Genomic DNA, 14111 nt, shown 5'->3' on the forward strand with positions numbered 1-14111 from the left:
CGACCACGTGCTCAGCCCGGCGACGAGCGGCCGTGCCGCCAGTAGCCCACGAAGTCCACCTGCGCCTTCGGTACGCCGCGCTCGTTGACCAGGTGCCGCCGCGCGCCGGTCGCCAGCGACGACTCGCCGACGGTGAACGCGTACACGTCGGTGGCCGGCCCGGCCGGCTCGAGCTCGTGCAGCTCCGCGAGCGCGGCCTGGCCCGGGACGGCGTGCGCGTCGGACCGCACCACCCACCGGACCTCGATGCCGGACGGCGCCCGGAACTCCTGCTTGTCCCCGGCTGTCGGCACCTCGATGACGGCGGTGCCGCGGGTGTCGTCGGGAAGCGACTCGCAGATGCCCGCGACGGCGGGCAGCCCGGACTCGTCGGCCACCAGGAGCGTCCAGCCGTGCGGGTGGCTCGCGTCGAAGGTGATGCCCTGATCGAGGATGCCGACCCGCATCCCCAGGTCGGCGGCCTGGGCGAACCCGGCGCCTGGGCCCGAGGCGTGCTCGGGGTCCCCCGGCGTCTCGTCCTCTGCGGCGTGCAGCACGAAGTCGACGTCTATCTCGTTCAGGTCGGGCCGTGCGGCGCGGACGGTGTAGTTGCGCACCCAGGGGCGCTGGGCCTTCGGCGTGGTGAGGTACTCCGCGTACCAGAGCCCCGAGGTGCGCTTGGGGAGGCGCAGCATGTCCTGTCCCGCGCGGGGCAGGAAGAGGCGGAACCACTGGTCGTAGCCCACCGGCGTGAAGTGGGCGAGGTCGTCACCGCCCAGGGTCACGCGCATCATGTTCGGCGTGACCCGCTTGGTGTTGACGACCTCAGCCATCACGACGTGCGGATCGACCGCTTTGCGCCCCTTGAATGCCATGCGCTGAGGTTAGGCACACCTAAGTCGGTTTGACCAGTGTCTGGTTCGGATCTACCCCACGTGCGTTCCGGATCCCCGCCAGGGACAGCAGCCCGCCGACCACGAGCAGGGCCGCTGTCACCAGGAGCGCGCGGTGGAACGAGGCGACGTCGAGCACGCCGCCGGTGATGATGCCCGCGAACGCCACGGTGAGCAGCCCGGCGACCCGCGAGACCGCGTTGTTCACCGCGGAGCCGATGCCGGCGTCGTGGGCCGGGACGGCGCCGAGGATGGCCGCGGTCAGGGGCGCCACCGTGATCGAGAGGCCGAGGCCGAACACGAGCTGGCCGGGCAGCACCTGGGTCGGGTAGAACGCCGTCTCGTCCATAGTGAGCATCAGGAGGAACCCGGCCGCCGCGACGATCGGGCCCAGCGTCATGAACAGCCGCGGCCCGTACCGGCCGGCGAGCGTGCCGAACCAGGCGGACAGCAGGATCATCGCGAGCGTGGTCGGCAGCTGAGCCACGCCGGACCACGTCGCGGAGTACCCGGCGACCTGCTGGAGGAACAGCGTGAGCACGAAGCCGCCCAGCGAGAGCGCACCGTAGATCGCGAAGGTCGCGAGGTTGCCCCACGCGAAGTTGCGCGCCTCGAACAGGCGCAGCGGCAGCATCGGGTCGGCGGCCCGCCGCTGGTAGAGCACGAACGACACCAGCATCACCGCACCCGCGAGGACGGACACCAGGATCACCGGCGAGGTCCACCCGAGCCGCTCCCCCTCGATGAGCCCGAACACCACGCCCGCGAGACCGAACGCGGCCAGCGCGGCCCCCGGAACGTCCACGCGCCGGCCGGGCTCGCCCTCCGCCGCGGGCACCCCGCGCAGCAGCCAGAGCGTCACGGCGATGACCGGCACGTTGATCCAGAACACCCAGCGCCAGGACGCGAAGTCGACGAGCATGCCACCGACGAACGGGCCGACGATCATCGCGGCGGTCGTCCACGACGTCCACCGGCCGATCGCACGGGCCTGCGCCTCGCCACCGAACGTCACGACGATCAGGGCCAGCGAGCTCGGGACCAGCAGAGCGCCCGCCACCCCCTGCAGGGCGCGGGCGATGACGAGGACGAGACCGGTCGGGGAGATCGCGCACAGCACCGAGGCGATCCCGAACCCCACGAGCCCGGCCGCCAGCACCCGGCGTCGTCCGTAGACGTCGGACACCGAACCGGCGACGAGCATCAGCGCGCCGAGGGTCACCAGGTACGCGTCGACCACCCACTGCTGCAGGGCCAGGGCCTCCATACCCTCGCCGCTGAGCTCCTCCGCGATGGCGGGCAGCGCGACGCTCACGACCGTGCCGTCGAGGAACGACACGAACGAACCGAGGATCGCGACGAGGAGCACCCGTCTCTGCAGCGTGGTCACGTGCCACACGCTATGCCCAGCCACCCACATCCACCCCGCCGTCCGGACACGGCTTCGCATGCGGCCGGACGTCGGGCACCATCGGGACATGGACCTGACGATCCGACCCGCGACACCCGACGACGCGGCGGCATGCGCGGACATCTACGGCCACTACGTGCGCAACACCCACGTCAGCTTCGAGTCCGAGCCGCCGAGCACCGAGGAGATGGCACGGCGCATCACCGGCTACGCGGCTCGCCACGCGTGGCTCGTCGCGCAGGTCCCGGACGCGACAACACCGGGAGGGCACGACGTCGTCGGCTTCGCCTACGGCGCGCCGTACTCGCCGCGCGAGGCCTACCGCTGGTCGGTCGAGACCAGCGTCTACCTGGAGGTCGGCCGCCGTCGGACGGGCGCTGGCCGGGCGCTCTACGAGGCCCTCTTCGAGCGGCTCGCCGAACGCGGGTACCGCCGCCTGGTCGCCGGCCTGGCCCTCCCGAACGACGCCAGCCTCGGCCTGCACGTCGCGCTGGGCTTCGAGGTGGTGGGCACGCTCCGCGAGATCGGCTGGAAGCACGGCCGGTGGCACGACGTGATGCGCCTGCAGAAGGACCTCGCGCCCGGCCTCGAGGGCGCTCCACCGTCGGGCGAGCCCGCCTGATCTACCTGCTCGGCCCACGGTCGTCAAGCCCACGCTGCGATCATCGCATCCGGCCTGTTCACGGCAGGATCCGTCCATGGACAGCATCGTCCGCGTCGCGACTCCAGACGACGCCGCAGCCTGCGCCGCCATCTACGCCCCGTTCGTCGCCGACTCGGCGGCGACCTTCGAGACCAGCCCGCCGGACTCGCGCGAGATGACGCGCCGGATCGAGCGGTTCTTCGGCCGCGAGACCTGGCTGGTCCTCGAGGCGGACGGCGTCGTGGCCGGTTTCGCGTACGCCAGACCGTTCGCGGACCGCCCGACGTTCCGGTGGACGCTGGAGACCAACGTGTACGTCGCCGCCGACCATCAGCGGCAGGGCGTCGGCCGCACCCTCTACGACGCGCTCCTCGCGCGGCTCGCGCGCCGCGGGTACCACCGCGTCATCGCGAGCATCGTGCTGCCGAACGACCCGGCCATCGCGCTGCACGAGGCGGCGGGCTTCCACCGTGCGGGCTCGTTCGAGAAGATCGGCTGGAAGCTCGGCCAGTGGCACGACGCGGTGCTCTTCCAGCGCGACCTGGTACCCGACGACGGCTCCGTCCCCGGGGACCGCCGGGCCGACGCGGAGCTGCCGGGGCTGCTCACGCCGGAACCGCTCGAGGTGACGCGCACCCCGCTGTTCCGCCCCCACCCCGCGGAGGAGCTGGTCACCTACTTCGGCGACTGACCGCCCGGAGACAGGCCCGGAGCTCAGCCCGGTATTCCGATGGATGCCCGGGCGCCCGTTGCCTAAGGTCGCCTCCATGAGTCTCACCGTGCGACCCGTCGAGTATGCCGACCAGCCGGACTACACCCGCCTCGGCGGAGAGGCGTTCGGCACGCCGGCCGACGGCCGTCCGGTCCCGACGCGCGAGGAGTGGGAGGCCGCCGGCTTCCGCGAGTGGGGTGCGTTCGACGACGACGGCCTGGCCGCACGCCTGCGCGTGTACGGATTCACGTCGTGGTTCCACGGCGCACGGGTGCCGACGGCGGGCATCGCCGGGGTCGCCGTCGAGCCGGAACGGCGCGGATCCGGCCACCTCGGCCGCCTCTTCGACGCCGCCCTGGAGCAGGCGCGGGAGCACGGCGAGGTGATCTCCACGCTCTACCCCACGGCGCCGGGCATCTACCGCAGGCTCGGCTACGAGGTGGTCGGCTCGTTCGACGACGTCGACGTCCCCCTGCTGAACCTGAACCGCGTGGCAGCGCCCGAAGGCGTCGTCACGCGCCGGGCGACTGTCGCCGACTTCGATGCGGTGGTCGCCGTCCACCACCGGTGGGCCGCCGCCCAGAACGGACCGGTGTCGCGGGCGGAGAAGCCGTTCTGGACCCCGCCGGAGAAGTTCTTCGCCGACTACACGGGCGTCACCCTCGCGATCGACACGACCCAGGGCGCTGCGGGCGAGGTGATCGGCTTCGCGAGCTGGATCCGCGGCGAGGGGTACACGCCCGCCACCGCCCTCATGGAGGTCGACGACCTCATCGCCCTGACGCCCGACGCCGCCCGCGCCCTGTGGCGCACCATCGGCAGCTTCTCGACGGTGGTCGGCACGGCGCGGGTCTCGACGTCGGGCCTCGATCCCGCCTGGCTGGTGCTGCCCGACCTGACCTCCACGGTGCACTCGGCCCACCCATACATGCTGCGGATCCTGGACGTGGCCGGGGCGCTGGGCGGGCTCCACTCGCCGCTGGAGGGCGCCCGTGTCCCGTTCGCGGTCGGCGGTGCGCGGGATCTCGACGGTGCGTGGACGCTCACGGTGTCCGACGGCGTCACGCACCTCGAGCGCGACGCCCTCGCGATCGAGGACGTGCACCACGAGCGGCCCGTCCTCAGCCCGAACGGGCTGGCGCTGCTGTACGCGGGCGCGCAGTCCGCGGCGAACCTGCGGCTCGCGGGCCACCTGACCGGCGCCCCGGACCACGACACGACGCTGACCGCTCTGCTCCCCCACCGCCAGCTCCACGTCCGCGACTACTTCTGATCCGGACGGCGGTTGACCATGCACTTGCTGCCAGGACCGGGGCATTCTTGGCAGCAGGTGCATGGTCAACCGCCGCCATACTGGAGCCGTGGAGATCTCCGTTGGCTGGTCCGTCGTACTCATTGCCACCGCTGCCTGGAACCTGCTCATCTGGCCGCGGTTCTGGCAGCGCATCGCCGCCGACCCCCGGTCGCGCGACGCCGACGGGCGGGCGACGAAGTTCCTCACCGTGCACAGCGTCCTGATCGCGGTCTCCCTCGCGCTCGCCCTGGCGGTCGGCGTGCTGGGCGTCATCAGCCTGTTCTGAGCCCTCGCAGGGTGCCTGGTTCACCCACGTGACCTGGGCGTTCGATCTGTCATTGGTTGCACACCATACCTGGAGGTAGGTATGGTGCGGTCATGAGCACGCCGACCGCACGTGACCGCCTCATCGACGCCGCGCAGGATCTCTTCGCCGTCCAGGGCGTCGGGCCGACGAGCCCGCGCGCGGTGCTGGCCGCCTCCGGCGTCGGGCAGGGCAGCCTCTACCACCACTTCCCCACCAAGCACGACCTCGCTGTCGCGGCCGTCGGCGCGACCGTCGACCAGCTCCTCGCCCGGGCCATGACGACGCTGGGCAGCGACTCCCCCGCGATCCAGCGGCTCGTCGACTACCTCGAGCGGCCGCGCGACGCCCTGGCGGGCTGCAGGGTCGGCCGCCTCACCGCCGAGCAGGCAGTGCTGGACGACGACGGCCTGCGCGACGTGCTCGCCGCCTACTTCGTGCGCCTGCTCGGCGCCCTCACCACGATCTTCCGCGAGACCGGGCTGCCCGACGACGTCGCCCGCGACCGAGCGCACGCCGCCCTCGCGATCATCCAGGGCGGCTACGTCCTGGCCCGCGCCACGCAGGACCCCGAAGCGCTGACCGCAGCGGTGCGCGGCTTCGTCGGCCTGCTGTCCACCAGCTGACCAACAAGCTGACCAACAAGGAGACCATGTGACCTTCCGCGAGCGCCTGCGCGCCCTGCCCACCTTCGCCCGGCCGGGCCTCCCGGCCTTCGACCCGGACGCCGCGCCGTCCACGCCGCACGAGCTGTTCGTGGCCTGGATGGACGAGGCGATAGAGGCGAATCTGCTCGCTGCGCACGCCATGACGCTCTCGACGGCCGAGCCGTCGGGGCGGGTGCACGCCAGGACCGTGGCGCTCAAGGACGTGACGGCGGACGGCTGGTGGTTCGCCTCGCAGTCGTCGGGTCCCAAGGGCCGCGACCTGGCGGCCAACCCGCATGCGGCGCTGACGTTCTTCTGGCCCGAGCTGGGTCGCCAGGTCAAGGTGACGGGCAGTGCGGCGTCGGCGGGCGAGGAGGCGAGCCGTGCGGACTTTCTCGCGCGACCCGATGCCTCGCGGGCCGCCGGGATCGTCAACCGCCAGAGCGAGCCGCTGGCGTCCCAGGAGGAGTACGTGCGCGCCTTCGAGGAGGCCCTCGCCGCGGTCACCGCCGACACCGAGCTGGCCGCCCCGGACTGGACCGCGTACGTCCTCGCCCCGACGGAGGTCGAGTTCTGGCAGGCGCCCGACGACGGCCCGCACACCCGCCTGCTGTACCGGGCCGAGGCCGACGGCTGGGCTCGTGGCCTGCTCTGGCCCTGACCTCCTCCCTCCGCACGCCCCGCACGACGCCGCCCCGACGAAGGAGCCCCACGTGAGCAGCACTGTGACCAGCACCAGCACCGTCTCGCACGCCCTTGCCGACTCTGACGCCGGCCTCGGCGCGCTGATCTCCGCCGTCGGGCACCTGACCGAAGCGGACCTTGCCGCACCGTCGACCCTGGAGGGCTGGACGCGCGGGCACGTGCTCTCCCACATCGCGGCGCTGGGCGCGGCGCTGCGCGGCCAGGCGCAGGCCGCCGGACGCGGCGAGGTGGTTCCCGTCTACGCGAGCCAGGAGGCCCGCAACGCCGGGATCGAGGCCGGCTCGGGACGCACGGTGACCGAGCACCTGGCGGTCCTCGGCGCCCTGCGCGACGACCTGGCGAGCGCCTGGCCCGAGCCCGGGTCACCCCTCTGGGCCGCCCCCAGCGGGTACCGCGGCGGACCCCTCTCGGGCTGTCTGCTCGCCTGGTGGCGTGAGGTGCGGATCCACTCGGTGGACGCCCTGGCCGGCACGTCCCAGGAGGTCGGGTACGAGACGTGGGACGACGCCCTGTGCGCCCACCTGCGGGAGTTCCTGGCGGTCCGGCTGCCCGACGGCGTTGCCGTCGACGACATCGCGGGCGACCGGCGGGACGTCACGGCGTGGCTCGCCGGGCGCGTGCCGTCATCCCCGCTGCCGGGCGAGCTGCCCGAGCTGGGGCCGTGGCCGTCAGCCGTCCCTGCCAGGTGAGCAGGGCGTGAGCGGGGCGTGAAGGGTGGCGGGCGCTGTGAGCGTGAGGGACGTCACGGATCGCATCACGTGATTCACGCCACAGCGCTCGTTCAACTTTTCACAAGCCCGCTATCGTTCTGCGGGTGACTTCTTACCTCCAGACAGCCCCGCGTCCCTCCGAAGAGGTCGACGTCGCGCTGATCGGCGGGGGGATCATGAGCGCCACCCTCGGCGCGCTGCTCACGATCCTCGAGCCGACCTGGCGTATCGGAATCTACGAGCGCCTGGACGAGGTGGCGCTCGAGTCGTCGAACCCGTGGAACAACGCGGGTACCGGCCACGCCGCACTCTGCGAGCTGAACTACACGCCGGAGCGCAAGGACGGCTCCGTCGACATCTCCAAGGCGGTGAAGATCAACGAGCAGTTCCACACCTCCCGCGAGTTCTGGAACCACCTCCTGACCGCCGGCCTCATGGAGGGCACCGACTTCATCAACGTCACGCCCCACATGACGTTCGTGCGCGGCGCCGAGAACGTCGACTTCCTGCGCCGCCGCTACGAGGCGCTCAGCGTGCACCCGCTGTTCAGCGACATGGAGTTCAGCTCGGACCCCGAGGTCATCGGGCAGTGGACGCCGCTGATGACCCAGGACCGCGACGCCGACGAGCCGATCGCGGCCACGCGCTCCGTCGCGGGGACCGACGTCGACTTCGGGTCGCTGACGAAGAAGCTCGTCGAGTTCGCCACGTCGCACAACACCGAGCTGCACCTGAACCACGAGGTCCGGGGCCTGAAGAAGCTGCGGGACGGGCGCTGGCGCCTGAACCTGCACGACCGTTCCTGGAACGCGGGCACCCGCCGTCGTACCGTCCGGGCGAAGTTCGTCTTCGTCGGCGCGGGCGGTGGCGCGCTGCCGCTGCTGCAGGCCTCCGGCATCAAGGAGGCGCGCGGTTACGGCGGCTTCCCGATCTCCGGCGAGTTCCTGCGCACGGACAACCCGGCCATCGTGTCCCAGCACCAGGCCAAGGTGTACGGCAAGGCCGACGTCGGCGCCCCGCCGATGTCCGTGCCGCACCTGGACACGCGCATCGTGGACGGCAAGAGCTACCTGATGTTCGGCCCGTACGCGGGGTTCAGCCCGAACTACCTGAAGAAGGGCAAGTACCTCGGCCTGATCACGTCGCTGCGCCTGCACAACATCGGCACGATGCTCGGCGTCGCCGCGAAGAACATGGACCTCACCGCCTATCTGGTCGGCCAGGTCGTCGCCGCCCCGGAGACCAAGTTCCACGAGCTGCAGCGCTTCATGCCGACCGCACAGCCGGGCGACTGGGAGCAGATCACCGCGGGCCAGCGCGTCCAGGTGATGAAGTGGGTCAAGGGCAAGGGTGGCGTGCTGGAGTTCGGCACCGAGGTCGTCGCGGCCAAGGACGGCACCATCGCCGGCCTGCTCGGAGCGTCCCCGGGCGCCTCGACCGCCGTCGCCGCCATGACGGGCCTGCTCGAGCGCTGCTTCCCCGAGCGGTACGCCGAGTGGAAGCCGCAGCTCACCTCGATGATGCCGAGCCTCGACGGCGGCGCGGACTACGACGCCGCGGAGCTCACCGGCGGCATCGACCGGCGGGTCACCGCGGGAGCCTGACCGCCTCTGCCGGACGGGACGGCTGGCCGCCCAGCCGTCCCGTCGGTAGCTCCCGCATCCGCGCCAGCGGCGAGAGCAGCACGCCCCAGCAGGCGAGGCAGTGCACGGCCGCCATCACCAGGATCGTCTCGCGGACGCCGATCGCCCCGCCGAGCCAGCCCGCGACGACGCCGGCCGCCGGCATGGTGCCGAAGTTCACCACCTGCATCACCGTCATCACCCTGCCGCGCAGGCCGGCCGGCACGTACTGGAGTCGCCACGCGTTCCGGATCACGTTGCCGGCAACCACGAACAGTCCGGTCAGGAAGCCGCCGGCCGCGCTGATCGCCGCCCCCGACCCCGGCAGGCCCGCGCCGACGAGCAGCGCGGCAGGGCCGCAGAGCACCAGCAGCGCCGTGGAGGCCCGCCCGCTCCCGAGGCTCCGGCTCAGGTACGGGGCGACGACGGCGCCCACCACCCCGCCGCCACCCGCCACCGCGAGGACGGCGCCGACCCCCGCCTCGGTCAGGTGCAGGTCGCGCACGAGGAACAGGACCAACAGCGCCCCGTACCCCGCGAGCCCGAAGTTGGACAGACCGCCGATACCCACGAGCCACGGGATGTAGCGGTCGCGGCGGACCAGGTCCACGCCCTCGCGGATGCGCGTGAGCAGGGATTCGACCGGGCCGTCGGGCGTCTTCGCCGGCCGCGGCAGCCGGATGCGCCACAGGCACACGGCTGACCAGAGGAAGGTCGCGGCGTCGAGCGCGATCCCGGCCGCGGCCGTGAGCCACTGGGCGAGGAGGCCGCCCAGACCGGGACCGGCCACCTGCGCCGCGGACTCCGTGCCGAACAGCCGCGAGCTCGCGGACTCGAGCTGCTCGGCGGGCACCACCTCGGGCAGGAACACCTGGTACGCGGTCCGGAAGAACACCGTGCAGACCCCGCCAATCAGGCCTACCACCACGATGTGGGTCAGCGTGAGGACGTCGAGCGCGAAGGCCAGCGGCAGGCTCCCGAAGGCGGCGGCGGACACGAGGTTCGCGACGATCATCACCCGCCGGGCCGGGAGCCGGTCCACCCACGCACCCGCCGGCAGGCCGATCACCAGCCACGGGAACCACGTCGCGGCCGCGATGAGCCCCATCCAGGTGGGCCCGGCGTCGAGCTGGGTCACCGCGAGCAGCGGCAGCAGTGTCGAGGTCGTCGCGTTGCCGACGACGCTGACGCCCTCCCCCAGCCAGAGCAGGCCGAAGGCCCGGTTGCGCCCGAGGGGCCGCGCGTCGGAGGTGGTGCCGCGGGGAGGCGCTTTCGTCGTCATACCCTCAGGCTAGACGTACAAGACTTCTTGTACAAGTGCTCTTGTTCAGTTCGGGGCAGGCTAGGGCTGCGAGGGGAACGCCCGCGCGAACAGGAAGACGTGCTCACGCTCGTCCGCGCCGTCCCGGGCCTCGCCCGCCCTGCTCCGTTCCTTCCAGCGCCCCACCAGCGCGTTGATCTCGTCGCCGAGCTCGGTCAGCTCGTCCGGGGTGAGCCGCAGCCAGGAGTCCGTGGCGAGCTCGGCCCGGCCCCACTCCTCGTTCGGCTCGGAGCGTTCCAGCCAGGCGCGGGCCCGCTCGACCTGGCGCGCCAGCATGAACTCCTCGGCGGCGACCGCCTGACGCTGGCTCTCGGCATCCTGCGGCAGCGTCGACCGACCCCAGGTGATGGACCGCGCCGCACGGCGCCACCAGCGCTCCCGGCCGTCGCGGGCCAGCTCCGGCGCCTCCTCGACGAGCCGGGCGGTCGCCAGCACCCGCATGTGATGGCTGATGCTCCCGACCGCCAGCCCGGTGCGCTCGGCCAGCACCGACGCCGTCGCAGGCCCCTGCGCCGTCAGCGAGTCGAGCAGGCGGGAGCGCGCGGGATTGGCCAGGGCGGTGACGGCCCTGGCCTCGGTGAGCGTACGGACGTCGTCGGAAGCCATGTAGGCAGGGTAGGACGGCGCCAACGGCCAAGTCTCCCTTCGGCGACGCGCGCCGAACGTAGGAGCAGTCGCTCCGATCAGTCGAACGTAGGGGTGGTCGCTCCGTCAGCCCTGTTGGAACGACTATCCCTACGTTCGGCTGCAGAACCGACTACTCCTACGTTCGGCCAGAGACCGCACGTCCGGTCCGACGTTCAGCAGGTGACCAGCTCTGCCAGCCGGTCCGCCCAGCGGGCGAGCAGGGCGTCGATCGTCTGCACCGCGACGGCGGTGCGCGGCATGCGCGCGCGGACCGCGAGGCCGTCGTCGGTGCGAGAGACCCAGACCTGAAGGTCGTCGGCCCGGGTCGCCGCCGAGATGTGGTGCGCCCGCCGTTCGGCGGCCGCCGCGTGGCCGGGGAGCCGGCGGTAGTCCAGATAGGACACCTGGAAGATGTCTCGCCGCGGGAACCGCAGGGGGTGCGGCAGCGTCTCGACCAGCTGTTCGAGCGGCACAGCGGACAGCTCCCGCGCGGCCCGCAGCGCCTTGCCGGTGGCGGCGATCGCCGTGTCGGTGGCGATGCCGGTGAAGGTGCCGGCCACTGCTCCCGCCGAGGCCCCGGCAAGCACGGGGGCGTCCACCTCGATGCGCAGCGGCACCGTGGTCGTGTGCCAGCCGACGGCCCGCTGGGCAGTCTCGTCGGCGCGGGTGTGCACCGGCAGGAGCATCTCCAGCACGGTGGGGCCGCCGAGGTCCTGGACGGCCCGGGCGAAGGTGGCCAGCACGGCGGCCGACGTCGACGCACCAGCCCCTGCGGCGCGCAGTGCGACGGCGTCTGCCGTCGCGGAGTCGGCCAGGGAGCGGACCACCGTGCGCTGCAGTGCCCGCTCGCCGTCGGGCACGCCGAGCGGGAGCGGGAAGGTGGGCAGGGCCCAGCCGCGTTCGCGGAGGAAGCCGTGCCAGGTCGCGAGCCGCGGGTCGTCGGCGCCGACGTACGCCGGGCCGGCCACCGGCAGGGCCGGCAGGGCAGGCAGGGCCGGGAGCGCAGGCAGGGCAGGCGCCCCTGCCGGCCGGGCCGGCGCCGCTGCCGCCGTCGGGCGAACCACGACGGTCGGGCGGGCCGCGGCGACGGTTCCGACGCCTGCCGCGCCCGCTGCACCCGCCGCGCCCGCCGCGCCCGCTTCAGCCAGAGCGAGGACCGGCGCCGCATACCGGGCCTGTTCCGCGTAAGCAGCCGCCAGCTCGTCGATGACGACGGTGGTGGACCACGCGTCGGTGTGCAGGTGATCCATGCCGAGCACGACGGTGGACCGGTCGGGGCGGCTGATCACCGCGGGCAGGAAGGCCGGGTAGCCGAACGGCGCGCATCGTCGGCCGAGCTCCGCGACCAGGTGCTCCCGGGTCGCCGCGACGGTGCGGGTGACCGGTCCGTCGGTGCGCCGCCAGACGAGGGCGCCGGGATCGTGCCGCACCAGGCCGACGCCGCCGCCCTGCTCAGGAGTCCGTCGGACCGCCTCCACCTGGAGCCCGGGATGCCGGGCGACGAGGTCCCGGAAGGCTTCCTCCAGCGCCAGGACGTCGACGGGGCCTTCGACGTCGAACGCGGCGGTGATCCATACGCTCGGCTCGCCGTGCGCCGTCCCGAGCAGATGGCTGCGCTGGTTGAAGGTGATCGGCGCGGGTTCGGGCACCGGGCCGATGCCCGGCGTGACGTCCCATGTGAGCACCCGGCCGGGTACCGGCTCCCAGAGGTCAGCCGAGAGAACCCGCACCGGTCGCCTCCAGGCGCTCGTCCCGGGCGACGTCGTCGGCCTCCACCGGCGCGGCGATCGGTACGACGCCGACCGCCGCCTCGAACGTGGCCGTCAGCTCGGCAATGTACCGGTCGACGGCGGCCTGCGCCGCCGGCGCGTCCGGACTCTGCGTGACGAGATACAGCCGCTCGTGGTCCCGGTTCACCCACAGCGACGCGTTGGCGGTCCGGCCCTCCCCCGTGAAGTGCAGGCCGTTGTCGTAGGCCGGTCGCCCGGCGCCCGGGAACCGGCGCAGGTCCAGGTAGCTGATCAGCTGCGGGCTGCCCAGCGAGGCGGGGTCGAGCACGCCGTCGGCCAGCATGACGCCGAGCGCGGCGTGCACCGGGACCTTCGCCACCTTCCTGGCCTGCCGGAACGCCGCGTCCGCGGCGGGCAGGACGGCGGTGAAGGGTGCCGGGACGCCGTCGTCGGCCACGGGGAACGTGACCGGGGCGAAGTTGCACAGCCAGCCCTGCGTGGTCTCGAAACCAGGTCCGCGGGTGCCGACCACCGTGACGCCGAACCAGTCGGCGGCGCCGGTGAGCCGGGCGTCGGTGAGCGCGATGCCCGCGAACACCGCACCGGTGAAGCGGGCGCCGTGGGCGGCCACGAGCTCGTCCAGGCGGGCGAGGCCGTCGGCGTCGAGCAGGGTCGCTGAGCGGATCCGCACCGGGGCGGTCTCGCCGGGCGGCAGGCCGAGGTCCAGCGCGAAGCCGGGCAGGCGGCCGTCGTGCGCGGTCACGGCGTCGGCCCAGGCCCGGATCTCCGGGGCGTCCGCGGGGGTCGCGGCGGCGAGGGCGTGCTCGGCGACGGCGTGGGCGAGGAAGGAGCCCGCGGTGCCGGGATCCGGTCTCGACAGGCTCGACCCACGGGGATCGCTCGACCAGCCGGACGGGTCCAGCTCCTCCGCGTACAGCTCCTCGATCTCGCTGAGCACCATGAGCTGCGACGCCCCGTCGGTGAACGCGTGGTCGCACCCCCAGAACAGGCCGAACCCGTCGTCGGCGACCACGGCCCCGAGGGCGAACGGCGCCCAGGAGTCGGGGCGGCAGGCGGCGTCGAACGTCTCGGTGAGGTGCGCGGTCACCCAGTCGTCCCACGAGCCGCCCGGCCGTGGCGAGAACGCGGGCACCGCGACAGGCTCGAAGGCGACGGCGTCCGCTGGCACCAGGTGCCGCACGGGCGTCCCGCCAGCGGTGCACGCATCGACGTCGAACCAGGTGCGCAGGCCCTCGTGCCGGCGGACCAGCCGGGTCAGCGCGCGGGCCAGCGCCGCGCCGTCGAACGCGCCGTCCAGGCGGGAGGCCGTGCCGGTCCAGGCGCGGTGCCGGCCGCCGGACGCCCGGCGTGCCGCGTAGGCACGCAGGTGGTCGCCCTGCAGGAACGACGGCGGTCCAGGGTCCACCGGGGCTGACGCCGCAGCGGCACGCGCCTGGGCCGTCGGCCGCACGTGCAGCACCTGCCCGGGCTCCGTGGTCCACGTTCCCATCGC

At 73.0% G+C, this 14111-nt stretch carries 14 protein-coding genes; 8 read left to right on the forward strand and 6 right to left on the reverse strand.

What is annotated here, in order from left to right:
• Positions 1–11: 11 nt before the first annotated feature.
• Positions 12–854, reverse strand: coding sequence for a siderophore-interacting protein (locus tag ACFO6V_RS10310; protein ID WP_377134898.1), 843 nt, complete (start codon positions 852–854; stop codon positions 12–14).
• 19 nt (positions 855–873) lie between these two features.
• Positions 874–2262: an MFS transporter gene (locus ACFO6V_RS10315; RefSeq protein ID WP_377134900.1), complete on the reverse strand. Its 1389-nt coding sequence runs from the start codon at positions 2260–2262 to the stop codon at positions 874–876.
• Positions 2263–2350: 88 nt separating this feature from the next.
• Here ACFO6V_RS10315 and ACFO6V_RS10320 point away from each other — a divergent pair, with 88 nt between their 5' ends.
• The 8 genes from ACFO6V_RS10320 (at position 2351) to mqo (ending at position 8902) form a co-directional block, all read left to right on the forward strand.
• Positions 2351–2905, forward strand: coding sequence for a GNAT family N-acetyltransferase (locus tag ACFO6V_RS10320; RefSeq protein ID WP_377134902.1), 555 nt, complete (start codon positions 2351–2353; stop codon positions 2903–2905).
• 76 nt (positions 2906–2981) lie between these two features.
• The gene (locus ACFO6V_RS10325; protein ID WP_377134904.1) at positions 2982–3617 is read left to right on the forward strand and encodes a GNAT family N-acetyltransferase; all 636 of its coding nucleotides are present in this window, start codon (positions 2982–2984) and stop codon (positions 3615–3617) included.
• A 76-nt stretch (positions 3618–3693) separates the two neighbouring features.
• On the forward strand, positions 3694–4911 hold the full coding sequence (locus ACFO6V_RS10330) for a GNAT family N-acetyltransferase (RefSeq protein WP_377134906.1): 1218 nt from the start codon (positions 3694–3696) through the stop codon (positions 4909–4911).
• Between the two features lie 88 nt (positions 4912–4999).
• Positions 5000–5218 (forward strand): SCO4848 family membrane protein, encoded by a 219-nt coding sequence (locus ACFO6V_RS10335; RefSeq protein WP_377134908.1) that lies wholly within the window; start codon positions 5000–5002, stop codon positions 5216–5218.
• A 92-nt stretch (positions 5219–5310) separates the two neighbouring features.
• Positions 5311–5862 (forward strand): TetR/AcrR family transcriptional regulator, encoded by a 552-nt coding sequence (locus tag ACFO6V_RS10340; RefSeq protein WP_377134910.1) that lies wholly within the window; start codon positions 5311–5313, stop codon positions 5860–5862.
• 28 nt (positions 5863–5890) lie between these two features.
• Positions 5891–6544 carry a pyridoxine/pyridoxamine 5'-phosphate oxidase gene (locus ACFO6V_RS10345; protein ID WP_377134912.1) on the forward strand — a complete coding sequence of 218 codons (654 nt, stop codon included), beginning with the start codon at positions 5891–5893 and terminating at the stop codon, positions 6542–6544.
• A 52-nt stretch (positions 6545–6596) separates the two neighbouring features.
• Positions 6597–7277 (forward strand): maleylpyruvate isomerase family mycothiol-dependent enzyme, encoded by a 681-nt coding sequence (locus ACFO6V_RS10350; RefSeq protein WP_377134914.1) that lies wholly within the window; start codon positions 6597–6599, stop codon positions 7275–7277.
• A 125-nt stretch (positions 7278–7402) separates the two neighbouring features.
• Positions 7403–8902 (forward strand): malate dehydrogenase (quinone), encoded by a 1500-nt coding sequence (gene mqo, locus ACFO6V_RS10355; RefSeq protein WP_377134916.1) that lies wholly within the window; start codon positions 7403–7405, stop codon positions 8900–8902.
• Here mqo and ACFO6V_RS10360 read toward each other — a convergent pair.
• The 4 genes from ACFO6V_RS10360 to ACFO6V_RS10375 form a co-directional block, all read right to left on the reverse strand.
• On the reverse strand, positions 8886–10202 hold the full coding sequence (locus ACFO6V_RS10360) for an MFS transporter (protein WP_377134918.1): 1317 nt from the start codon (positions 10200–10202) through the stop codon (positions 8886–8888). The two genes, mqo and ACFO6V_RS10360, sit on opposite strands and share 17 nt — an antisense overlap.
• Before the next feature lie 60 nt (positions 10203–10262).
• Positions 10263–10847 (reverse strand): ArsR/SmtB family transcription factor, encoded by a 585-nt coding sequence (locus ACFO6V_RS10365; protein WP_377134920.1) that lies wholly within the window; start codon positions 10845–10847, stop codon positions 10263–10265.
• Positions 10848–11041: 194 nt separating this feature from the next.
• Positions 11042–12598, reverse strand: a complete 1557-nt coding sequence (locus tag ACFO6V_RS10370) for a hypothetical protein (protein ID WP_377134922.1) — start codon at positions 12596–12598, stop codon at positions 11042–11044.
• Positions 12579–14108 (reverse strand): hypothetical protein, encoded by a 1530-nt coding sequence (locus ACFO6V_RS10375; RefSeq protein WP_377134924.1) that lies wholly within the window; start codon positions 14106–14108, stop codon positions 12579–12581. Before ACFO6V_RS10375 ends, ACFO6V_RS10370 begins: the two co-directional genes overlap by 20 nt.
• Positions 14109–14111: the final 3 nt, after the last annotated feature.

Origin of the sequence: Promicromonospora alba, from assembly GCF_042654905.1 — a bacterium.
Taxonomy (GTDB): Bacteria; Actinomycetota; Actinomycetes; order Actinomycetales; family Cellulomonadaceae; genus Promicromonospora; species Promicromonospora alba.

Bases quoted from the DNA above. Each gene is read 5' to 3' on its own strand.
- ACFO6V_RS10310 (WP_377134898.1), bottom strand. From the start codon at position 854: ATGGCATTCAAGGGGCGCAAAGCGGTCGATCCGCACGTCGTGATGGCT.
- ACFO6V_RS10320 (WP_377134902.1), top strand. From the start codon at position 2,351: ATGGACCTGACGATCCGACCCGCGACACCCGACGACGCGGCGGCATGC.
- ACFO6V_RS10325 (WP_377134904.1), top strand. From the start codon at position 2,982: ATGGACAGCATCGTCCGCGTCGCGACTCCAGACGACGCCGCAGCCTGC.
- ACFO6V_RS10330 (WP_377134906.1), top strand. From the start codon at position 3,694: ATGAGTCTCACCGTGCGACCCGTCGAGTATGCCGACCAGCCGGACTAC.
- ACFO6V_RS10340 (WP_377134910.1), top strand. From the start codon at position 5,311: ATGAGCACGCCGACCGCACGTGACCGCCTCATCGACGCCGCGCAGGAT.
- ACFO6V_RS10360 (WP_377134918.1), bottom strand. From the start codon at position 10,202: ATGACGACGAAAGCGCCTCCCCGCGGCACCACCTCCGACGCGCGGCCC.
- ACFO6V_RS10365 (WP_377134920.1), bottom strand. From the start codon at position 10,847: ATGGCTTCCGACGACGTCCGTACGCTCACCGAGGCCAGGGCCGTCACC.
- ACFO6V_RS10375 (WP_377134924.1), bottom strand. From the start codon at position 14,108: ATGGGAACGTGGACCACGGAGCCCGGGCAGGTGCTGCACGTGCGGCCG.